Raw genomic sequence first — 20,363 nt, 5'->3', positions numbered from 1 at the left:
GTGACTCTGTAGGTTGGGTAGGGACAGCCCCATTGGGGGCAGGGCGAGAGGGCGGGCAAGTATATGGACACGGGGCAGTCTCCAATGAAGCCGCAGGCTGACGCTGCGCCCGGCTCTCAGTGGCAGGACCGGCTGGACGCGGCACGCAGGAGCCGCCGCTGGAGGGCACTGGCCTTGACCGCGCTCGCCGTGCTCAGCGCAGGACTTTGGTGGGCGTGGTTCGGCTGGGACACCCAGCGGGACGTTGACCCGGTCACCGGTGCGTCGTCGGGTCCTTATGAATGGTGGCAGGTCCGGGCCTGCATTGTTTCCTGGGCGATCCTGGCCTGGGCCGGCACGGAGTTACTGAAGCCCGTGGCCGTCATTCTGATCATGCCGGCGGCGTTCACGGCGTCCTGGATTCTGAGCGCCGCGCTGACGGATGATTCCGGCTTGTGGGCGATCGGCGCCGTGCTCGTCGCCGTGGGGACGCTGGCCGGAAATGCCGTCTTCGTCGGGCTGCTGCGCCTGTTGTTTCGAAAGCGGAAGACGTCCGCTGTGCCGGCTGCGTCGTCCACCCGGAAACCCTGAGCCGCCCCACCCGGTCCGTCGGGGCCGCCTCCACCCGGCAACCCTGAGCCGCCTCACCCGGCCCGCCGGGGCCAGATGATTTTGCTCCGTTTTGGGACTTTCCTGCCGGCGCGGGACATCCCTGACGCGGTGCCGCGCAGGAAAGACACGAAGTGGCAGGGGTGTCCCAATGCGGAGGGAATTCGCGTTTTGATGGCGCCCAAATTGGCAGGGCGGCCGCTGCCCCGGGAAGCAGGACATCCACTTTGAAATCCATCTGGTGCGCAGCACCCCCGGACGCTACCGTAGCGGCATGCCCACCGCAGCAGATCGGCCCCTTCAGGACCTGGTGATCCTCCGCCGGGTGCGGGACAGGATCGACCGGGAATATGCCCAGCCGCTCAACGTGGAGGCGCTCGCCCGCGATGCCCATATGTCCTCGGGCCATTTGAGCCGCGAGTTCAAGCGGGCCTTTGGCGAGGCGCCCTATTCCTACCTGATGACCCGGCGGATCGAGCGGGCCATGGCGCTGCTCCGCCGCGGCGACCTGTCCGTTACCGAGGTGTGCTTCGCCGTCGGCTGTTCCTCGCTGGGAACCTTCAGCACCCGCTTCGCGGAACTGGTGGGTATCCCGCCCAGCGCCTACCGGCGCGAGCAGGCCGAAGCAATGAAGGGCATCCCGTCCTGCGTGGCAAAGAACGTCTCCAAACCGGTCAGGAATAGAGAAGCGCAGGCTGCGGGGCGGTAACTAACGTTGCCGGCATGAACCTGAACATATTCAACAGTTTCCTGCCCCAGACCGACCCCGACGAGTCGCTCGCCTTCTACCGTGATGCCCTCGGATTCGAGGTGAGGAACGACGTCGGCTACGAGGGAATGCGCTGGATTACGGTGGGTCCGCCGGACCAGCCGGATGTCTCCGTGGTGCTCTACCCGCCGACGGCTGACCCCGCCGTCACCGAGGATGAGACCCGGATGATTGCCGAGATGATGGCCAAGGGCACCTTTGCAACGCTCGTCCTCTCCTCTCCGGACGTGGATGCGGCGTTTGAGGGAGTGATGTCTGCCGGCGCCGAAGTCATCCAGGAGCCCACCGACCAGCCCTACGGAATCCGCGACTGTGCCTTCCGGGACCCGGCTGGCAACCAGATCCGCATTAACGGCGTCTGAGCCGGGGAGCCGTCGCCGGCTGGCTGGCGCTTCGCCGCCGGGTCCAGGTTCCGTTCGTCCGGGCCATAGTGCATGGTTTCCCAGCCATCGTTACGGGTGGTGCTGGTGCGGTCACAGCAGGGATCAGGCGTCACGTGGGCTGGGATTCTGTGCAGCGGGCAGACCCCGTCCGGCGAGCACCCGCAGGCCGGGCCGCGTAGGCTTGAGGAGTGCGAAAAGAAACCCTGTGGGAAGCCAAAAAACGCCAGAACCCGGAGCATTCAGCCTGGTACATCGAACGCTTCGAGAAGATGCGCCAGGACGGCGCCGACCTTGCTGGTGAAGCCCGGCTGGTGGACGCGATGCTGCCGCGCGGCGCCCGGATCCTTGACGCCGGCTGCGGCCCGGGACGCGTGGGCGGGGAGCTCGCCCGCCGCGGGCACGACGTCGTCGGCGTGGACGTTGACCCGGAACTGATTGCCGCCGCGCAAAAGGACTTCCCGGATCTGCCGTGGTTCACCATGGACCTGACCGAACTCGACCTGCCGGCTCAGGGCATCACGGAGCCGTTCGACCTGATTGTCAGCGCTGGAAACGTCATGGCGTTCCTGGCCCCGGGCACCGCACCGGATGCCTTGGCACGCATGGCCGCGCATCTGGCCCCGAACGGACGCATCGTCGTCGGCTTCGGTGCCGGCCGCGGCTACGACTTCGGCACGTTTTTCGAAGACGCTTCCTCCGTGGGACTGACCGTGCAGCAGAAGTTCTCCACCTGGGACCTGCGGCCGTTCGACGTCGAATCGGACTTCCTGGTCGCTGTCCTGGGGCGCCGCTAAGTCCTGGCTGCGGCCGTCCCGGAACGGGATCTTGCCGGATAACAAGTAGGTCCGCTAATCCTTCGGGGAGATAACGCTCTTGTAGGCCGATCGGCCGGAACCTTCGGGGAGATAACGCTGCTTGAGGCGACCCCAGGGGACGTTATATCCCCGAAGGATGGCGCGGGGTGTCCCTAAACGACGACAACTCCCCGAAGGTTGCAGCGGGATAGCCCGAAGCCAACGAGTCCCGGCGAATCCGTCCTGGCGCGGCCAGGGCTAATCCCGCGGAGCCCTCGAAGCGGGCGGCAGCGGCGTACCCGGGACTGGTGCGGGCGGAACCGGAGGGATCGGCGCGCCGGTTACCGGATCGGTTTCGGCCGCCGGTGTGCCGGCTGGGACGTCCTCGTCCTTCAGCTGCCGCACCTCGGACTTGAAGATCCGCAGTGACTTGTTCATCTATTGCCTCGCCACCCATGTCACTTATCGGACGTAGGATGTCCGATGCTTGTTGAGAACTGTAAGGTTCCTCGCAGCTGGCCGTCAGAGGCCCAAGACACACTTTTTGCGAGGCCTGTTCTAAAGATAGGACATCCTATAACCTGTGTGGACACGCAGCTGTCTGCTCCAGCCGCACCGACCATCCGCCGTCACGGGAGGACCCATGAGCCTGCCCCACGCTGCACTGCCGGCGCGCTTCAGTGCCCAGAACCGTTCACGGGCGCTGCAGGCCGAAATCATGGAACTGATCCTCGAACGCGATCTCGAAGCCGGCGACGCGCTTCCCACCGAAGCTGAACTGGTCGCCGCGCTGGGGATCGGCCGCAACACCCTGCGTGAAGCACTCAAGGCACTCCAGGCACTGGGTGCGGTGGAGATCCGCCACGGCTTCGGCATGTTCGTGGCTCCGGCGAACTTCGACGCCCTGGCAGACGGGCTGACCTTCCGCGGCCGCCTCTCCCTGCGCCACGAAGGCAAGGAAGCCCTGCAGCTGGTGGACGTCCGGCAGGCGCTCGAAGCGGGCCTGATCGGCGAGGCCATGGACCTGTGGACGCCCGAACACCTTGCCGAAATCGAGGCAACCGTCCAGGAAATGGAAGCAGCGGCGGCCGCTGGGAATTCCTTCGCCGAGGTGGATGAGAAGTTCCACTACCAGCTCTTTGAACCGCTGGGAAACGAACTTCTCTCCAACCTGATGTCCGTTTTCTGGAAGGTCTACAGCAAGATCCACCTTGAGCTGGGCGGGGATCCGCTGGTCAACCTCATGGAGAACGCAGCAGTGCACCGGGGGATCCTCGAAGCGGTGAAGTCGGGAGACAAGGAACTCGCGTCCGAACGGCTTCGGCGGCACTTTGACGGTATCCGGGAACAGCTGGCCAAGCTGCCGGTTGCTCCATGAGCGCCGGCACCGTGAAACATCCCGCAGCTCCGCTGGTGCGGGTGCTGGAGCCGGCGGGAATCGGGCCGGCTGCCTCCCGGCTGGTGCTGGACGCCCTGGCCTCCCGGCACTCACCGGTGATCGGTGTGGCAACGGGTTCCTCGCCGTCCCCCCTCTACAGGGCGCTGGCCGCCAGCGGGGCGGACTTCGGCCACGCCGCCTGGTTCGCCCTGGATGAATACGTGGGGCTGCCGCCGGGCCATCCGGAGAGCTACGCGGAAGTCCTCCGCCGCGAAATCATCGAACCCCTGGGCCTGGATCCCCGCGCGGTCCACCTGCCGGACCCGCACAGCGGAGACCTGCCGGCAGCCTGCGCCGCATATGAGGAACGGATTGCCGCCGCCGGAGGAATCGACCTGCAGATCCTGGGTATCGGGCGCAACGGACATCTGGCCTTCAACGAACCCGGTGGCGCCCTGGACTCTCGAACCCGGGTCGAGGCCTTGAGCGAGGACACCCGCGAGGCCAACCGCCGCTTCTTCGACTCCCTCGAAGATGTACCAACGCACTGCCTGACCCAGGGACTGGGAACCATCCTCGATGCCGGCCAGCTGCTCCTCATCGCACAGGGCGAAGACAAGGCGGAGGCGCTCCGTGCGGCGCTGAAGGGTCCCGTCAGCCGGGACTGCCCGGCCTCCGTCCTGCAGCTGCACGGCCGGGTCACTGTTCTGGCCGACGCTGCAGCGGCCGCACTCCTGTAGGGAAGGACTCCTCATGGCCTTTGGAAACCCCGTTCCGGTCCCCGCCGATCAACCGGCAGGCCAAGAGACACGGCTTGTGCTCCGCGGAGCGGCGGTGATCGGCGCCCGCACGGTTCCGGACGCCGCTGTAGCGGTCGACGGCGGTGTGCTCACCTATGCCGGGCCGCAGGACGCGCTGGAACCGTGTTCGGGAGACGTCGTCGTCGAGCTCTCCGTCGGTGAGGTGGTGCTCCCCGGATTCGTGGACCTGCACTGCCACGGAGCCTACGGCGTCGACTTTTCCCGGGCTGATGGCCCCGCGGTCCGGGACGCTGCCGCGAAGCTGCATGCTGACGGAACAACCACGCTGCTTGCCAGCCTGGTGACCGACGCCCCGGAAGCGTTGCTGCGGCAGTTGACGCTGCTGGCCGGCCTCGCAGAAGAAGGCCTGGTTGCCGGAATTCACCTGGAAGGGCCGTTCCTGGCCGCAGCGCGATGCGGTGCACAGGACCCGCGCTGGTTGCGGGACCCTGACCTGGGCCTGGCCCGTGAACTCATTGCCGCCGGCCGGGGACAGCTGCGGACTATGACATACGCCCCGGAGCTGCCCGGAGCGGACGCCCTGGTGGAACTGCTCACGGAGAATGGCGTTATCCCTTCCCTCGGGCATACTGCCTCCCCGGCAGGCCGGGCCGGCGATTCGCTGGCGCTGTCCCGGCAGCTCCTCGCGGCGTCTGCCGTTGGCGCCGAAGCTGCCCGGCCCACTGTCACGCACCTTTTCAACGGGATGGACCCGATCCACCACCGGGCGCCCGGCGCCGTTGCCGCCTGCCTGCGGGCGGCGACGGCGGGCGCTGCTGCCGTGGAGCTCATCGCCGACAACACCCATCTGGACCCGTACCTGGTCGCCGCGATGTTCGAGCTCCTAGGGGCCGGGAACATTGCCCTGGTCACCGACTCCATGGCTGCTGCCGGGCTGAGCGACGGGCAGTACCGGCTCGGCCCGGCCGAGGTGACGGTCAGCGGCGGCGTTGCCCGGCTGGCTTCGACCGGCTCCATTGCCGGCGGAACCGCTGCCATGCTGGACCTGGTCCGCAACGCTGTGGGCGCCGGGGTAAGCCTGGCGGATGCCGTTACCTCCGCTGCAGCTGTGCCCGCCGGCGTGCTCGGCCGCAGGGATGTAGGCCGGCTGGTGGCCGGCGGCGCTGCAGACTTTGTGGTGATCGGCCCGGACCTCGAGCGTGTCAGGGTGATGCGCCGGGGCCAGTGGCTCTGATCTGAGCGGTCCTGTGGAAAACAGTCCAGTGGAAAGCGGTCCAGCGGAAAGCGGGGTGGGGGTTTAGGTCAGGCGTTCCGTGAGGTGCACTGTCACGGTGTCGCCGATGTCCTTGCCGAGCTTCTTCCTGAGCTTGGCGCTGATGGAGAGCATGTGGCCGCCCTGTCCGGTGGGCATGAGGCCGCCGCGGATGGGCTCATCATCGACGGTGGCCGCGACTTTGACGGTCTTCCCGGTGCCAAAGAACTTGGCCGATCCCGGCATCTCCACGCAGGACCAGATATCTCCCTTCACCTGCACCCCGATAGGCGCGGTGAAGGTATGGTCGAGCGGGCCCGGGACTTCTGCCATGGTGTTCTCCTTGTCAGTGCCGGCAGCGCTGCCGGCCCTGTCACCCTATCGTTTTCGGCAGGGGAGAGGAACGGTAAGCGGCGTGCCGCGGGGGCCTTGGGCGGCGCTGCCAGGATCAGTCGCACCGCCGGGCCTTGCCGCAAAGGGCGCCGTCATGACCGGTAATTCCAGCCCGGCAGAGCTGCGGCGTGCTTCCTCTTCTTCGTTCTCGACGCAGGGGAACCGGCAGCTTAAACGCCGGAGGCCCGGCCCGGGTGCCATAAGCACCCGCTGCCGGACCGCCGTCGTACGTTTTGCTACTTCTTAGCCGCAACCAGTTCCGGGTGGTGGATCGCGGCGACCTGCGGGTGGGCGCGCAGCCAGCCCTTCAGAACGTTGGCACCGTAGGAAGCGAGCATCGGGTTCTGCGGGTCATCGGAGATGCCGCGTGACTGGGCTGCCAGGGCCGGCGGCAGCTGCACCGGGTCAATGACCGAATCCAGGCGCGGGGACCAGAAGAACGGAATGGCATAGCGGTCGACGCCGGCGGGCGGGGCCTGTACACGGTGGATGGTCGCGGACAGGTAGCCCTGGGTGGCGACCTCGAGCATCTCGCCGAGGTTCACGACCAGCGCGCCCGGGATCGGCTCGACGGGGAGCCATTCGTCGGATTCGTGCGGCTTCACTTCGAGGCCGCCCACCTCGTCCTGCAGGAGCAGGGTGACAAAACCGTAGTCCGCATGGGAGCCAACGCCCTGGGTTCCGGCTTCCTTGACGACGCCGCCCACGTAGTGGATCAGCTTGGCCATCCAGGCCGGGGTGCCCTCGAACGGCTCGGCGAAGTGGTCCTCCGGCAGTTCCAGCGAAACGGAGATGGCAGAGAGCAGTTCGGCGCCGACCTCGCTCATCAGCTCGGCCCACTCCATGGAGGTCTGCCGCAGTTCCGGCAGGACGGTGTCCGGGAAGAGGTTGGGTCCCTGCACCAGCCAGTACGGCTGGTCTGCGGGGTAGTCCGCGACGGGCTCGCGCTCAGGGCCGAAGTCGACCTGCTCGCGGGCATCAGGGCGGCCCTGCGTCAGCTCGGTGCCCAGGCGGGTGTAACCGCGGAAGTGCGGGGACTTGCGGTTGTCCAGCTCCAGGCGGTCTTCGAGCGGAAGGTCGAAGAAGCGCTTGGTGACATCGAAGAGGTCCTTGACGCGTTCTTCGCCTGCGCCGTAGCCAACCAGCTGGAAGAAGCCGATCTTGTGGGTGGCTTCACGCAGCTTTTCGATGAACTCGGAGTTGAAGGTGCCGTCGGCATTGCGGGCGGTGCTGAGGTCCAGGACCGGGATCGATGTGGGGTTATCGCTCATTCCGGCAACGTAGCACCACGGACTGTCAACTAGGAACCAAATGTTACGCAACACGGCGTCATGAGGGCCCTGGCTTGGGAGTTTACTGGTTGGCGTGGGGGTGTGTGCGTAACAATCGAGGGCCTCCGGGCCTCGGGCGGTGTGGGTTGGTGGCCCTGGAACGGGGTGACAGTCGACCCGGTGCATGCCCGCACCAGCGGGTCCCACAAGCACTCCGGACGAGGGACCAATGACCGGACTAACGGAAGGGGCTCGTTCCGCACGCGGTTTTGCTGCAGTTTGGGAAAAGTGCTGCGTCTTGTGCGTTTTACCGGGCTGCGCCGTGCAGCAAAACGCACAAAGCGCAGCGAAAGTCCCTATTCGCAGCAAAACACATCACAAATGGCAGCGTTTTCCCCGAATGCAGCAATACCGAACCCAAAACGCAGCGTTATCCCAGTTCGCAGCAAAACCGGTGACGTCCACTGCTCCGGCAGGTCAAGGTCGAAACCGGCAGCCCTTGCCAGCCGGTACCTTCACAGGCGTCGCGGTGCGTCCACCCCCGGACGCGGACCCGGTTCAGTCAGCCCCCGGGCGCCGCCAACCCGGCCCAGCAGGCCCGGCACCGGCCCTAAGCCACCGCCGAGTCGTCCTCCGCAGTGCCTGCAGCCATCGAAGCCCAGCGGCGCAGGAACGCCTCGCCGGCGTCGTCGTGGATCCGGCCCGGAACAGTCAGCACAGGATAGGGCTTGGCGGGAACCCCGTCGGCCGGGCGCACATCCACGTGGGCGACGTCGAATCCCAGGGAATGCAGCTCGTCCGCCATGGCGTAATCCGTCCGGGAATCCCCGACCGTCCGCCAGGTCCGCGGCACGGGAGTCCCCGCCGCCTCCAGCAGGGACAGTGCGCGCCGGGCGCCGAGGTCCTTGCCCACGCCGAGGGCCTCGATGTCGGTGGAGATGATCGTCGGGTCGATCCGGTAATCAACGGAATCATCGGAGTCGGGTGCGTGGTGGTCCAGACGGCAGACGCCCATGTCGAACCTGGACATCAGCGCCAGGGCATCGGCGTCGAACGCTTCCTGCTCGGCGAGGTAGTCGGCGTTGGCGACGTCGATGTTCTGTTCCACCGACACCATCGCCAGCTTCGTCTCGTCGAAGAACATGTGGCCGGCGTAGGAACCGGCCACCAGCTCCCGCACCGCATCCGCGTATTCGCGCGGCAGCGCCAGTTCCCCGTCGACTTCCACAAGGCCCGGACCTGTCCCGTTGAACGAAAACCAGACCGCACCCTTTTCGCAGATGGCGTGAACCAGCACGTCGTCCGGCAGGCCCGCGGCGATCATCGGTTCCATGACCTGCGTCCGGATGAAGTCATCGGAGCGGCCGGTATTGAAGACCACCGGCCAGCCGGCGGAGGCGAGGGCGACCAGATGGCCGATCACCTCGGGGGACACAGTGCGGGTGAGCGGCGAGGCCACCGGACCGTCGACGTCGAGCAGCAGGCCAAAGCGGGAAACGTAGGAAGTCACCTCTCCAGTATTCCTGCTGCGTGGCCGCCACCTGCCGTCCAAATGGGTAAAACGCGTAATCAGAGGCTTGTTGCCGGGGAGTCCTGTTTCCTTGGATGCTGAACTTCTCTACTCTGGATTAGTGATCTTCAAAGCTGTCGGCGATGTGCGCCCCTACCCTGACCATGGATACGTAACACCCAAGGATTGGGCAGCGGTACCTCCCCGGCAGGTCCGGTTGGACGAGCTGGTGACGACAAAAGCCACGCTGGATCTCGGTGCACTCCTGGCCGAGGATTCCACCTTCTTTGGAGACCTTTTCCCGCATGTCGTGCAATGGAGGGGAACGATGTACCTGGAAGACGGACTGCACCGCGCAGTAAGGACCGCGCTTCACCAGCGCACCATCCTGCACGCCCGCGTGCTGGTGATCGATGACTAACCAGCCCCCTCGAGGGCAACGCGACGGCGCTCAGGCGAAGGGCGACCAGGAGGAGTGGCATGGCCACCGGATCGTCACCGAACGTGACCTGGGAGCCGTTTTTGATGACGACGGCGATGAAAGCGCCGCACGCCGGTCCAAGCGGAAGCGCGCCTTCCACGGCATCGTCCTGGGACTGCTGATCACCGTGTTGATCGCTGCTGCGGTCGTAGCCCAGGGCATCACGTCGGGCTGGATCGCGCTTCCCCAGGCGGCGCCCCGCGAGCCGGTCGAAACAGGCTGTCCGGCCGGGCCATACCTGTATCAGTCACCGGACACCGTGACCGTCAATGTCTACAACACGACGGCGACTCCCGGTCTGGCCGGGGAAGTGGCCGAAGCGCTCAAGGAGCGCGGCTTCGTGGTGGAGACAGTCGGTAACAGCACCGTCAACCGGGAAGGTATGACGGCGATCATCCTCTCCGGCCCCACCGGCGAATCCGCCGCCTTCACGCTCCAGCAGCAGATCCCCGGGACCCAGTACATCCAGGACGACCGCGAAGATGCCTCGGTCGACGTTGTCGTCGGATCCGCCTACGACTCCCTGGTGCCGGTTGAGAAGGCACAGGCAGCGCCTCCGGGGCCGATCACCTGTCCTTGGCAGAGCGAGGCTCCGTCGGGCGAGGCCGGCTAACCCAGCAGTCCCAGGACTCATTCCCATCCGGCGGTTTGGCCGGTACCCTGCGCCGGGATGAAACCTGGACACTTAGGGACTGCACACCCCAACGGCACGGCCCTGCCCGCTGGCACCGCCCCGCCCGCTGGGACAGCCCCGCCCGCTGGCACAGCCTCGCCCAGCGGCACAGCCCCGCCCGCCACACTGCTGCTGGCCGCCCTGCCCCTGGACAGCCCCGGGCCGGAGGACCCGTCCCTGACCCCTGCGGAACTCCGCCGGGCAGCTGCGTTCACCGCGGCCGCCGCCCGCTTCCGGTTCCTGGCGGGACGCTATGCAGCCCGCCGGTTCGTGGCCGAAGTCGCGGGTGCACCGCTCGCCGAGGTGGCGGCTGAGTACCGCTGCAGTTCGTGCGGCAATGAGTCCGGACTAAGCCATGGCACCCCGCACTACTCCGTCAGCGGCGGGCCGTCCGGTTTCTTCTTCAGCTTCAGCCGCGCCGGAAACAGGATCCTTGCTGCCGCCTTCGGCACAGCGCCTGTCGGCGTCGACGCCGCCGAAGTCAGCGGCTTCGACCTGCCTTCCCTTGACGATGTGATCGCCACGGAGCGGGAGAAGCGAAACATCCAGGCGTTGGCTGCTGCCAGCCGTCCTGCGGCGCGGGCCCGGCTCTGGGCCAGGAAGGAGGCCATCCTGAAGGCTACCGGGGACGGACTGCGGATCCCGCCCCAGCAGATCGAGGCCGGAGACCTGGAAACAGTGCGCGTGCCCGCTAGCGGCGCGGTGCTGCGGGTTGTTGATCTGGATGCGCCGGCCTTGGGCCTGCCGGAGGGAACGCTGGCAGCGGCGGCCGTTCCCGGTGCCGGAGAGCTGGCTTCCGGGAAACTGGCGATCCGGCAGGTCAGGTGGAGCCAGACCCGTTTTCCGTAGCGCGTACTGGTCCGCCGCGGGCGAGCACGCTCCGCCGTGTGCCGCTTACAGCCTTCGCAATGAGTTCCTCGAGCGGGCCCTGGCGCCGGACGGTGCGCCAGATCAAAGCAAACGCAATCACGGCTGCGACCTGCAGCGCGTAGGAAAGTTCCGGTTCATCTTCGTAGAAGCCCGAGCCCAGCACCAGCAGGTGGAGGCAGTACAGCGTCAGCGTCATGCTCCCCGCCGCAGTCAGGGGAAGCAGGTAGCGTCCGGCGGCGTGACCCAGCAGCAGCATGGCGCCAAGCACCGCCGCGGCAACTCCGATGGTGTAGACGAGGTCGAGCGGAGTCGTCGAGTGCGGAGCCAGGATGCCGAACCACCAGAAGCTAGAGGTGGAGAGATGCTCTTCCGGGCCCCAGACCAAGACTTCCTGGATCGCCTGGGCGTCCAGGAAGGGTGTGGCCTCTGTGATTCGCTGCAGTCCGCCCAACGGTCCGAGCACCAGCGCCGAGGTCAGTGCGGCCGCGACGGCGGTCCCGAGTCCGGCAGCGAGAACGGCTGACTGCGTCTTCCACTCACCAAGCCGGAGCCGGCCGATCGCCATCCCCGCACAGATGTACGCCATCCACGGGATAGCCGGATACGTTCCCGTGACCAGCAACTGGGTTGCCAGCTGCCACGGATCGGTGAGCAGGTCCGTGAACGTGGGATCGAAGCCGGGTTCAGGCAGGCTCCCTCGGAGCAGCTGCATCAGCACCGGACCAAGCACCGCGAACACCGCGGCGGCCGCGAACAGGGCACGTGCCGACATGCCCAGCAGGGGAACCGCGAGCAGGAACATGACGCCGTAGTAGGCCAGGATGATGAACGCGGGCATGTCTACGTAGGCAATGGCCAGTCCCAGGCAGGTCACGGCGCCGGCCCTCACTGCCGTTCCGTAACGGGCTGCCGTCAGCGCACGGCCGGTTCTTGGCTGGGTGCCGCCCGAAGACAAGGCCAGCCCCACCCCGGCCAGCAGGGCGAACAAAGCCGCTGACTTTCCGGCGAACAATGTCCATGCCAGGGACGGCCCCCCATCCTCCGACACCGCCGGGAGCAGGTGAATAGCCATCATGCCGACCAGCGCGATCCCGCGGGCCGCGTCAATGCCCGTGAACCTTACTTTCTTGGTGATACCCGGAGCGCTCATCGGTCCTCTTCTGTAACAGCCAGGCTGCCGGGGTCCCCTGACACGGAGCCCCTCACCAGGACTCCCGACGGAACCAGTGCTGGCTGTGCACTGTCTAGGCGAAAGCTGGGAAATCCCTGTGAACAGCAATACCACAGAGCAGTTCAGAGACGAACGGGTAGCGTACCGGTAATTCCTCGCACGGTCCCCGCGTATCCGAGTGATATTGGCCCGCCCCGGTACTCATGGCTATCAGGCAATGGCATATCTAGCCTTCTTCAGGCTGCCGCAGTCGCTCCTCCAGGGAGACGGCAGGTGGCCGTTGCAGAAGAACGAGTTGCCATCAGAGAGAACGTCCCATGACTTTGTCCGAAGACCGGTCCGAAAACCTGAGAACAGCGAAAGGAGGACGGCCAGCAGACCATGCCGGCGGCGATCCCGCCCGCACGAAGCCGCAGAGCCGCGGGACTGCCGGCGAGAAGGTCCAGGTGTTCAGCCGCACGGTCCTCGCGCCCGACCGCGCCGTCTACTACGGAGGGCCCGCAACGGAACAGCGGACCCTCGTCGACATCTTCAACCACTCCGCAGCCGCTTACCCCTCCGCGCCCGCCCTCGATGACGGTACCGATCCGCTCACCTATTCCGAGCTGGAAGAACGTGTCCAGGCCCTTGCGCGCAAACTGTGGTCGGCCAGCATCGGCGCCGGCGACCGGGTGGGCATCCTTGTCCCGTCCGGGTCGGCCGATCTCTACGTCGCCATCCTCGGAGTGCTGGTTTCCGGTGCGGCCTATGTTCCGGTGGACGCCGATGAACCAGCCGGACGGGCGGAAACCGTCTGGGAAGAAGGCGGCGTCTGCGCCGTGATCGGTGAGGGCCTCCAGCTGGCCATCCGGCAGGGAGTGCCCATCCGGGGCAACGGACCGGCTCCCCACCCCGAAGACGATGCGTGGATCATCTTCACCTCCGGGTCCACCGGCAAGCCCAAGGGTGTTGCCGTCACCCACCGCTCTGCGGCCGCACTGGTCGACGCTGAATCCCGGCTCTACTGCGTAGACGCGCCGCTGAGCCCCGGTGACCGGGTCCTGGCAGGACTCTCTGTAGCCTTCGATGCTTCGTGTGAGGAAATGTGGCTTGCCTGGGCGCACGGTGCCTGCCTGGTTCCAGCCCCGCGGTCAGTGGTGCGGTCCATCATCGACCTTGGGCCGTGGCTGGAAGAACGCCGGATCACCGCCGTTTCCACCGTGCCAACCCTTGCCTCGGTCTGGCCGGCGGAAACCGTGAGCCGGATCCGCCTGCTGATCTTCGGCGGCGAAGCCTGCCCGCCGGAACTCGGCACCCGGCTCTCCGGTCCGGGCCGGGAAGTCTGGAACACCTACGGACCCACAGAAGCAACAGTCATTGCCTGCGCGGCTCCCCTGGACGGATCGACCCCGGTCCGCATCGGCCTGCCGATCGAAGGCTGGGACCTTGCCGTCGTCGATCCCGACGGCAACCCCGTGCCTTGGGGTGAGGAGGGCGAACTGGTGATTGGCGGCGTCGGACTGGCGCGTTATCTCGATCCGGGCATCAACGCCGAGAAGTACGCCCCGCTGCCCTCGCTCGGCTGGAACCGCGCCTACCGCAGCGGCGACAGGGTCCGGGCTGACCGGGAGGGGCTGGTCTTCGCCGGCCGCCTGGATGAACAGGTCAAGCTTGCCGGCCGGCGGGTGGAACTCGGCGAAATCGACACCGCACTGGCATCCCTTCCGGGTGTTGCCAGCGCGGCCGCCGCGGTCCAGACCACTGCCAGCGGCAATGAAGTCCTGGTCGGCTTCCTCGTCGAATCCGAGGAAGGGAGCGTCGATCTGGCGGCAGCCCGGGAACACCTGAGCATCCACCTGCCCGCAACTTTGGTCCCTACCCTTCGGATCATCGCTGAACTTCCCATGAAGACTTCCGGCAAAGTGGACCGCAAGGCCCTGAGCGTGCCGGAGACAGCGGTGGAACAGCAGCTGGACGTCGAGGTTGAGCTGAACGCGGACCTGCGCTGGCTGGCCCAGCGCTGGACGGACCTGCTCGGGCCCCAGCAGCTCACCAAGGACAGCGACTTTTTTGCCCTTGGCGGAGCGAGCCTTGCAGCAGCGCAGCTGGTATCAGCGCTCCGGGAGCGCTACCCCAAGGTCTCAATCGCAGACATTTACGCACACCCCTCCCTGACGGCAATGGCCGCCAGGCTCCGTGAAACTACGGACGACGGCGCTGCGAAGCGCCAGGTCCCGGCCACCCCCTGGTGGACCGGACTGGTGCAGGCACCCCTGATCGCCGGCCTGTACGGAATCACCGGCCTGCGCTACGTCACCGGTATTGCGCTTGTGTGCTGGGTGATGAGCAATGTCCTCGCCACGCCGTGGACGCCGGATCCTCCGCTGCTTCCCCTGCTGGCAGCCTGGGTGGTGCTGTACAGCCTTCCGGCCCGCATGTTCGGAGCAGTCCTGGCCTGCCGGGCGCTGCTCTTCCGGATCCGGCCGGGTGTCTATGCCCGGGGCGGCGGAACGCACCTGCGCCTGTGGGCTGCGGAACGGATCGTCACCTACGCGAAGCTTGAACCGATCATGGGCACGCCGATGGGCATCTGGTACGCCCGCGCACTGGGCTGCGGCATTGGCTCCGGCGTCCACCTCGAAGCCATGCCTCCGGTCACAGGCCTGGCGGAGATCGAGGACGGTGCGGCCGTCGAGTATGAAGCCGATCTGGCAGGGCACTGGCTGGACGGCCATGTGCTGCACATCGGACACGTGCGGATTGGAGAGAACAGCCGGGTCGGTGCCCGCTCAACCGTTATGGGAAATGCCCAGGTGGGCGCAGGCGCCGAGGTTGAACCCGGAACGTTCGTCTCCGGCGTCGTTCCCCCCGGGGAAAAATGGTCGGGATCGCCCATGGAATACGTGGGCTCGTCCGGAGAAGGCTGGCCGCGTGCCGCGGCTGCGAACCAGGAATCTTCCATCCCGGTCAAGCTGCTCTACGCAGCAGGCCTGGGATGGATGACGGTGATGACGTTTCTGGCCATCCTCCCGGGGTCGATGCTGGTGCTCCTGCTCCTGCAGGATGCGGAGCAGCTGGGTCCGGCGCTTCTGGAACTGGCACTCTGGGCCCCCGTGTTCGTGGTGCTGACCATGGGAACCTACCTGGCGCTCACCATCTTCTCGGTCAGGATGCTGGCCTCCCTGCTCCCGCCCGGAATCCACCGGCTCGACAGCAGTGCCGGCTGGGCCGCATGGCTGTCCAACCAGTTGCTGGCCAAGAGCCTCATTTCCATGTATCCGCTGTACGCAGGACTGCTGACGCCGGTCTGGATGGAATGGCTGGGCGCCAAGGTGGGCAAAAACGCCGAGATCTCCACGGTGGAGACCATTCCGCACCTGACGTCAGTGGGAGACCGCTCCTTCCTGGCAGACCATTCGATGGTTTCGGCGGCGCGTGTCCGGCAAGGATGGCTGCACCTGGGTCCAACCTCGGTGGGTGAGAAATCCTTCGTCGGGAACTCAGGCATTGTGGGAGCAGATACGGCGGTGCCGGATAACGCACTCATCGCCGTCCTCTCATCGGCGCCCAGGGACATGCCGGAGAACTCCTCCTGGTTTGGCCGGCCGCCGGTGGAGCTGCCACGCCCGGTCGAAGAGGGCGATTCCTCGCGGACCTATGAGCCGCCAATGAAGCTGCGCCTGGCCCGTGCGGCCGTCGAGACGTGCCGCCTCATTCCAGCCGTACTTACCGTTTGGCTGGCGCTCGCCACCGTTTACGTACTGGCAGTCATCTCCGAGACCGCAGGGCTGCTTCCGGCAGTGCTCCTTTCCGGTCCGATCCTGCTGTTCAGCGGCATTGTGGCGTGCCTGACAGCGATCATGGCCAAATGGCTGCTGCTTGGCCAGTTCCGGACCTCCGAACATCCGCTCTGGAGTTCCTTCGTCTGGCGCAACGAACTGGCTGATGTCTTCTCGGAATCGCTCGCTGTCCCCGGCCTGGTGCGGATGTCCCTTGGCACGCCCATGCTCAACGCCTGGCTGCGCTGGATGGGCGCAGATATTGGCCGGGGGGTCTGGTGCGAGACGTGGTGGCTGCCGGAGTTCGACCTCATCGAAATCGGCAGCGGAGCCAGCATCAACCGCGGCACTGTCCTGCAGACGCACCTCTTCCATGACCGCATCATGCGGCTGGACCGTGTGCGGATCGGTGCCGGGGCCACCCTGGGTCCCAACAGCATTGTGCTGCCGGGCAGCGCCATCGAAGAGGGGGCCACCGTAGGCTGCTGTTCGTTGGTGATGCGTGAAGAGAGCGTCCCGGCGCACAGCACCTGGTACGGGAACCCACTGACCCACTGGGATGCGTCAGCGACATCCGCTGCTGCTCCCGTGCACCGGGACGCCGTTCCCCACGGCAACGCCCGCCGGACGCATGGCCGCCGCCGTGCCGTGACGCCTTCACGATAGGAGAGAAAGATGTTCAGCCCAGCACAGACCGCCAAGTCGCAGCTCGCCGAAATCGCGTTTGGACGCATCCTGACGGCCATGGTGACGCCGTTCACCACAGCAGGCAAGCTGGACCAGGCCGGTGCGGGGGACCTCGCCCGGTGGCTCTGCCGGGACGGATTCAATGACGGAGTGGTAGTCAACGGCACTACCGGAGAATCCTTTGCGACGTCGAACTGGGAGAAGGCGTCCATGATCCATGCGGCATCCATGGCGTTGCAGGGGACCGGGCGCAAGGTGATCGCCGGGGTGGGCTCCGGCGACACGGCACACAGCATCACGCTCGCCCAGGAAGCAGCTGACCAGTACGCCGATGGCCTGCTGGTGGTCGCACCCTATTACTCTCGGCCCTCGCAGGCCGGCCTGCTGCGGCACTTCCTCGCGGTGGCTGACAGCACCGACTTGCCCGTGATGCTCTACGACATCCCGAAGCGGACCGGCGTCGCGATCAGCGAGGAGACTTTGGCAGCCGCGGCGCAGCATCCCCGCATCGTCGCCGTCAAGGACGCCAAAGGCGACCTGGAATCCACGTCCCGGGTCATCGCCGAGACGGGGCTGGTGTACTACTCCGGCGACGATGCGCTCAACTTGCCGCTGCTTTCGGTCGGAGCGTCCGGATTCGTTTCGGTGGTCGGCCACTTTGCCGCACGGGAACTTCGTGCGCTTTTGTCGGCGTACTCGGCGGGACGGGTCGGAGAGGCACTGGATACCCATCGCCGCCTGCTGCCGACCTACGCGGGCACGTTCCGCTGCCCGGGGGCGGCCTCCGTCAAGGCAATGCTGAACCGGCTCGGCCTGCCGTCCGGTCCGGTGCGGCTGCCGCTGGTTGACCTCACGCAGGCCGAACTGGAGCGCTTTCTGCAGGACGTGCACAGTTCAGGCCTGCTGCCTGAGCCGGTGCCGGTCCAATGACCGCAGACCAGGGCCCTCGGAACAGGTCAAACCATAAGCATGCCGCCGGGCGGCCTCAGGTCACCGGCGGACAGACGGCACGCAAGGACAGGCTGTCCGGGGTGGACGCTGCCCGCGGGGTTGCCTTGCTGGCCATGATCGCCATCCACATCCTCCCCGCGTGGAACGACGAGTTTGCGCCGACGCTCGTCTGGTCTGCCTTCGCCGGGCGCGGCGTCGCACTGTTTGCGCTCCTCGCCGGACTGTCCCTGGCCCTGAGCTCCGGAGGAGCCCGGCGGCTCGACGGCGACCGCCTGTCGGCGGCCCGCGCCGGGATCGCCGTGCGCGCCGCAATCATCCTGGGCATCGGCCTCCTGCTGGGCTACCTGGACATCATGGCCCAGGTGATCCTGGCCTACTACGGGGTCATGTTCCTGCTGGCCTTACCGCTGCTGCGGCTCTCTGCCCGGTCGCTGACGGTGCTGGCCGCGGCGGTGGCCCTGGTGTTCCCCTTCATCATGCAGGGGCTGCGGGACTACCTGCCCGAACCCCCGCCCGGACAGCCGACCCTCACAGGCCTGTTCACGGACTTCGGCGCACAGGTCCCGCAGCTCCTGCTCACCGGGACCTACCCCGCGCTGCCGTGGATGGCATACATCTGCGCCGGGCTGGCGATCGGACGCTTGGACCTGCGCAGCCGCAAGGTCCAGTCGGGACTCCTTGCGAGCGGGTGCGGACTGGCCCTGCTGACCACCTTGGTTTCCGCCTTCCTGCTTGGCCCCGCCGGAGGACGCAGCGCCCTGGAAGAGCTGAACGGCGGCGGCAGCACCGGTGCGGAAGCGGTCTACGACATCCTCGTCTGGGGACCGGACCCCACGCTGCCCACGGATTCGTGGTGGTGGCTGGCCGGGCTGGCTCCCTATTCAAGTACTCCCGTGGTCATCCTGAACACGATCGGCCTCTCGGCTGCGCTGCTGGCACTCCTGCTGCTCGTTGGCCCCCGGATTGAGCGGTTCCTGGCACCCCTGGCCGCAATGGGGACCATGACGCTCACGCTCTACAGTGCCCACCTGCTCCTGCTGGCTACGGGACTGCTCACCGGTCTCCCGTGGCTTGCCCTTCTCCTGCATATCGGACTGGCAGCGGCCTTCGCCCTGCTCTGGCGTCCCAGGATGGGACAGGGCCCGTTGGAACGGCTGGTCTCGGCGGCGGTATCCCGCGTCCGGGCTGCGGTATTGTCCAGGAAACAGCACCGTTCCGGAGACACGTTGCCGTCGCCGCAGGAGGAACCGGTGCCGCCACGCCTGCGCAACAGGGGCAGCCGGCATCGGGCTGGCCTGCAGGATACCGATCCGCCTGGGCAGCACCGGTGACCCCCGCCGCGCACCGGATACGGCACAGAAGAGCGGTCTTGCCGATGGCAGCGGCGCTGGTCCTGACGGGGACGGCGCCGCTCCATGCGTCAGAGCACGGTGCCCCGGCCGCCCCGGCGCCCGACGCTGGACAGGTGTCGCCGGTACCCGGGGTTTCGCCCAATCCCTGTGAACGGCTGACGGCAGGGGAAGTGAAGTTCGCCGTCGGCGGTTCTGCCCGGGTCACCTTCGCCACTGCCGCCGCTTACGGGAGTACTGCTGTCCTGCTCACCAGCTGTGTGCAAGAGGGGGATGGGAGTTACCGGCAAGAATGGCAGCGGACCGGTTTCGCCGGCCGGAACGGGTTTGCTCCCCGGGGACGCATGTGGGAAAACACTCTCTTCTCTCCCACGGGATCGTTTACGGTGACCGAGGCACTGGGACGGGAAGACCCTGGAACGGAACTGAAGTATTACCAGGTGAATGAGCACTCGCGCTGGGGAGGCGAGGAAGGGCGAACCTACAACCAGTACTTCGAGGGAGAGGGCGGCCAGGCTGATGAGAACCTCTGGCGCTACATGCAGAGCGGGCTCTACGAACAGGCTGCAGTAATCAATTGGAACCGGCCCCCGGATATGCCCGTCACGCAGGGGGCGTCCTTCGCGATCTTCCTGCATGCCGGCAACGCCGAGACCTGGGGCTGCATCTCCACGGACCTGGCAACGGTGACGAAGTTCTTGAAGACGGCGGTGCCGGGGGACCGGATGGTCATGGGAATCCAGGACGACGTCTTTCTCGCTTCAACCGTTCGGTCGGACGCACTGACGGCTGAGCGTGCAGCCGAAGACGAGGCAGCGGAAAAGCGTGCAGCCGAACAGCGGGCCGCGGCCCAGCGCGAGGCAGAGGACGCAGCGGCGGAACCGGACTGGGAACCGTACGCCGTCGGCGTGTTCTCCCTGGCGCTCTTCATCACCTATGTGGCAGCCAAGCTCCGAGGCTCCCGTGCCCGCCCTGAGCAGAGCCCCCGCGCCGAGGCCGAAGAAGAGGCTGCAATCCGTTAGCTCGGGAGGCAGTTGCAGGGTGCGGCCTGTCTGGCTGCAGAGCTGCCGATAAACTGGGGACTATGGCGGGCGGGAACAGCTTCGGTGACAGGTCTGAAACCGGTCGGCGGAACATCGAAGGCCAGGCAGACCTCGACGCGGGATTCGCTGCGGGCAAAGCGCTGTATGAAGAACGGATGAAGCTGCTCCCCGGATTGTGGATGCCTCCCGCTCCGCCTTGGAACGAATTGCCCGTTGAGGTCCGTGCCCGCTGGCAGCGAACCGCAGCCCAGGCAAAAACCCACGGCTGACAAAAGCGGTTC

The 20,363-nt window shown here is 66.6% G+C and carries 20 protein-coding genes; 15 read left to right on the top strand and 5 right to left on the bottom strand.

Features of this window, described 5'->3' with window-relative positions:
• Positions 1 to 84 precede the first annotated feature (84 nt).
• From LOC59_RS16240 to LOC59_RS16225, 4 genes are all read left to right on the top strand, one after another.
• Entirely contained in the window at positions 85 to 570 is a 486-nt protein-coding gene (locus tag LOC59_RS16240; RefSeq protein WP_229973113.1) for a hypothetical protein, read from the top strand.
• 292 nt (positions 571 to 862) lie between these two features.
• Positions 863 to 1,297 (top strand): helix-turn-helix transcriptional regulator, encoded by a 435-nt coding sequence (locus LOC59_RS16235; protein ID WP_229973111.1) that lies wholly within the window; start codon positions 863 to 865, stop codon positions 1,295 to 1,297.
• Positions 1,298 to 1,311: 14 nt separating this feature from the next.
• A complete protein-coding gene (locus LOC59_RS16230) occupies positions 1,312 to 1,719 on the top strand; it encodes a VOC family protein (protein WP_229973109.1) in 408 nt (135 codons plus the stop codon).
• Positions 1,720 to 1,928: 209 nt separating this feature from the next.
• Positions 1,929 to 2,534: a class I SAM-dependent methyltransferase gene (locus LOC59_RS16225; RefSeq protein WP_227896291.1), complete on the top strand. Its 606-nt coding sequence runs from the start codon at positions 1,929 to 1,931 to the stop codon at positions 2,532 to 2,534.
• Positions 2,535 to 2,792: 258 nt separating this feature from the next.
• Here LOC59_RS16225 and LOC59_RS16220 read toward each other — a convergent pair whose 3' ends face one another.
• On the bottom strand, positions 2,793 to 2,972 hold the full coding sequence (locus tag LOC59_RS16220) for a hypothetical protein (RefSeq protein WP_227896290.1): 180 nt from the start codon (positions 2,970 to 2,972) through the stop codon (positions 2,793 to 2,795).
• Positions 2,973 to 3,177: 205 nt separating this feature from the next.
• Here LOC59_RS16220 and LOC59_RS16215 point away from each other — a divergent pair, with 205 nt between their 5' ends.
• The 3 genes from LOC59_RS16215 to LOC59_RS16205 are packed head-to-tail and all read left to right on the top strand — an operon-like array spanning position 3,178 to position 5,907.
• A complete protein-coding gene (locus LOC59_RS16215) occupies positions 3,178 to 3,912 on the top strand; it encodes a FadR/GntR family transcriptional regulator (RefSeq protein ID WP_229973107.1) in 735 nt (244 codons plus the stop codon).
• A complete protein-coding gene (locus LOC59_RS16210) occupies positions 3,909 to 4,652 on the top strand; it encodes a glucosamine-6-phosphate deaminase (protein WP_229973105.1) in 744 nt (247 codons plus the stop codon). Before LOC59_RS16215 ends, LOC59_RS16210 begins: the two co-directional genes overlap by 4 nt.
• 13 nt (positions 4,653 to 4,665) lie before the next feature.
• Positions 4,666 to 5,907: an N-acetylglucosamine-6-phosphate deacetylase gene (locus LOC59_RS16205; protein ID WP_229973103.1), complete on the top strand. Its 1,242-nt coding sequence runs from the start codon at positions 4,666 to 4,668 to the stop codon at positions 5,905 to 5,907.
• Positions 5,908 to 5,970: 63 nt separating this feature from the next.
• Here the strand turns inward: LOC59_RS16205 and LOC59_RS16200 are convergent, their stop codons facing one another.
• From LOC59_RS16200 to LOC59_RS16190, 3 genes are all read right to left on the bottom strand, one after another.
• Positions 5,971 to 6,258, bottom strand: coding sequence for a DUF1905 domain-containing protein (locus LOC59_RS16200; RefSeq protein WP_227896287.1), 288 nt, complete (start codon positions 6,256 to 6,258; stop codon positions 5,971 to 5,973).
• A gap of 296 nt (positions 6,259 to 6,554) precedes the next feature.
• Entirely contained in the window at positions 6,555 to 7,589 is a 1,035-nt protein-coding gene (locus LOC59_RS16195) for an isopenicillin N synthase family dioxygenase (protein ID WP_227916914.1), read from the bottom strand.
• Positions 7,590 to 8,199: 610 nt separating this feature from the next.
• Positions 8,200 to 9,099, bottom strand: coding sequence for a hypothetical protein (locus LOC59_RS16190; protein ID WP_229973101.1), 900 nt, complete (start codon positions 9,097 to 9,099; stop codon positions 8,200 to 8,202).
• A gap of 121 nt (positions 9,100 to 9,220) precedes the next feature.
• Here LOC59_RS16190 and LOC59_RS16185 point away from each other — a divergent pair, with 121 nt between their 5' ends.
• Genes LOC59_RS16185 through LOC59_RS16175 form a run of 3 tightly spaced genes read left to right on the top strand, consistent with a single transcriptional unit; the run spans position 9,221 to position 11,102 of the window.
• Positions 9,221 to 9,520 carry a type II toxin-antitoxin system VapB family antitoxin gene (locus LOC59_RS16185; protein ID WP_066299736.1) on the top strand — a complete coding sequence of 100 codons (300 nt, stop codon included), beginning with the start codon at positions 9,221 to 9,223 and terminating at the stop codon, positions 9,518 to 9,520.
• On the top strand, positions 9,513 to 10,193 hold the full coding sequence (locus LOC59_RS16180; protein WP_229973099.1) for a LytR C-terminal domain-containing protein: 681 nt from the start codon (positions 9,513 to 9,515) through the stop codon (positions 10,191 to 10,193). The genes LOC59_RS16185 and LOC59_RS16180 overlap by 8 nt, the downstream gene beginning before the upstream one ends.
• Positions 10,194 to 10,250: 57 nt before the next feature.
• On the top strand, positions 10,251 to 11,102 hold the full coding sequence (locus LOC59_RS16175) for a 4'-phosphopantetheinyl transferase family protein (RefSeq protein ID WP_229973097.1): 852 nt from the start codon (positions 10,251 to 10,253) through the stop codon (positions 11,100 to 11,102).
• Here LOC59_RS16175 and LOC59_RS16170 read toward each other — a convergent pair.
• Positions 11,074 to 12,273: a heparan-alpha-glucosaminide N-acetyltransferase domain-containing protein gene (locus tag LOC59_RS16170; RefSeq protein ID WP_227916910.1), complete on the bottom strand. Its 1,200-nt coding sequence runs from the start codon at positions 12,271 to 12,273 to the stop codon at positions 11,074 to 11,076. The two genes, LOC59_RS16175 and LOC59_RS16170, sit on opposite strands and share 29 nt — an antisense overlap.
• Positions 12,274 to 12,611: 338 nt before the next feature.
• Between LOC59_RS16170 and LOC59_RS16165 the strand changes: the two genes are divergently transcribed.
• From LOC59_RS16165 to LOC59_RS16145, 5 genes are all read left to right on the top strand, one after another.
• The gene (locus LOC59_RS16165; RefSeq protein ID WP_229973087.1) at positions 12,612 to 16,718 is read left to right on the top strand and encodes a Pls/PosA family non-ribosomal peptide synthetase; all 4,107 of its coding nucleotides are present in this window, start codon (positions 12,612 to 12,614) and stop codon (positions 16,716 to 16,718) included.
• A 9-nt stretch (positions 16,719 to 16,727) separates the two neighbouring features.
• Entirely contained in the window at positions 16,728 to 17,669 is a 942-nt protein-coding gene (gene dapA / locus LOC59_RS16160) for a 4-hydroxy-tetrahydrodipicolinate synthase (RefSeq protein ID WP_227896280.1), read from the top strand.
• A gap of 101 nt (positions 17,670 to 17,770) precedes the next feature.
• Complete coding sequence (locus LOC59_RS16155; protein WP_229973078.1) at positions 17,771 to 19,021, top strand: heparan-alpha-glucosaminide N-acetyltransferase domain-containing protein; 1,251 nt, start codon at positions 17,771 to 17,773, stop codon at positions 19,019 to 19,021.
• Between the two features lie 38 nt (positions 19,022 to 19,059).
• Positions 19,060 to 20,061, top strand: a complete 1,002-nt coding sequence (locus tag LOC59_RS16150; protein ID WP_229973076.1) for a hypothetical protein — start codon at positions 19,060 to 19,062, stop codon at positions 20,059 to 20,061.
• A gap of 62 nt (positions 20,062 to 20,123) precedes the next feature.
• Entirely contained in the window at positions 20,124 to 20,351 is a 228-nt protein-coding gene (locus LOC59_RS16145; RefSeq protein ID WP_227896277.1) for a hypothetical protein, read from the top strand.
• Positions 20,352 to 20,363: the final 12 nt, after the last annotated feature.

This window comes from Arthrobacter sp. zg-Y916 (assembly GCF_020907385.1).
Lineage (GTDB): Bacteria > Actinomycetota > Actinomycetes > Actinomycetales > Micrococcaceae > Arthrobacter_B > Arthrobacter_B caoxuetaonis.
The sequence above is the reverse complement of the archived record's forward strand: the minus strand, read 5'-3'. Positions and strand labels throughout refer to the sequence as shown.

Bases quoted from the DNA above. Each gene is read 5' to 3' on its own strand.
- LOC59_RS16240 (WP_229973113.1), top strand. From the start codon at position 85: ATGAAGCCGCAGGCTGACGCTGCGCCCGGCTCTCAGTGGCAGGACCGG.
- LOC59_RS16235 (WP_229973111.1), top strand. From the start codon at position 863: ATGCCCACCGCAGCAGATCGGCCCCTTCAGGACCTGGTGATCCTCCGC.
- LOC59_RS16230 (WP_229973109.1), top strand. From the start codon at position 1,312: ATGAACCTGAACATATTCAACAGTTTCCTGCCCCAGACCGACCCCGAC.
- LOC59_RS16220 (WP_227896290.1), bottom strand. From the start codon at position 2,972: ATGAACAAGTCACTGCGGATCTTCAAGTCCGAGGTGCGGCAGCTGAAG.
- LOC59_RS16215 (WP_229973107.1), top strand. From the start codon at position 3,178: ATGAGCCTGCCCCACGCTGCACTGCCGGCGCGCTTCAGTGCCCAGAAC.
- LOC59_RS16210 (WP_229973105.1), top strand. From the start codon at position 3,909: ATGAGCGCCGGCACCGTGAAACATCCCGCAGCTCCGCTGGTGCGGGTG.
- LOC59_RS16205 (WP_229973103.1), top strand. From the start codon at position 4,666: ATGGCCTTTGGAAACCCCGTTCCGGTCCCCGCCGATCAACCGGCAGGC.
- LOC59_RS16200 (WP_227896287.1), bottom strand. From the start codon at position 6,258: ATGGCAGAAGTCCCGGGCCCGCTCGACCATACCTTCACCGCGCCTATC.
- LOC59_RS16195 (WP_227916914.1), bottom strand. From the start codon at position 7,589: ATGAGCGATAACCCCACATCGATCCCGGTCCTGGACCTCAGCACCGCC.
- LOC59_RS16180 (WP_229973099.1), top strand. From the start codon at position 9,513: ATGACTAACCAGCCCCCTCGAGGGCAACGCGACGGCGCTCAGGCGAAG.
- LOC59_RS16175 (WP_229973097.1), top strand. From the start codon at position 10,251: ATGAAACCTGGACACTTAGGGACTGCACACCCCAACGGCACGGCCCTG.
- LOC59_RS16170 (WP_227916910.1), bottom strand. From the start codon at position 12,273: ATGAGCGCTCCGGGTATCACCAAGAAAGTAAGGTTCACGGGCATTGAC.
- LOC59_RS16165 (WP_229973087.1), top strand. From the start codon at position 12,612: ATGACTTTGTCCGAAGACCGGTCCGAAAACCTGAGAACAGCGAAAGGA.
- dapA (WP_227896280.1), top strand. From the start codon at position 16,728: ATGTTCAGCCCAGCACAGACCGCCAAGTCGCAGCTCGCCGAAATCGCG.
- LOC59_RS16145 (WP_227896277.1), top strand. From the start codon at position 20,124: ATGGCGGGCGGGAACAGCTTCGGTGACAGGTCTGAAACCGGTCGGCGG.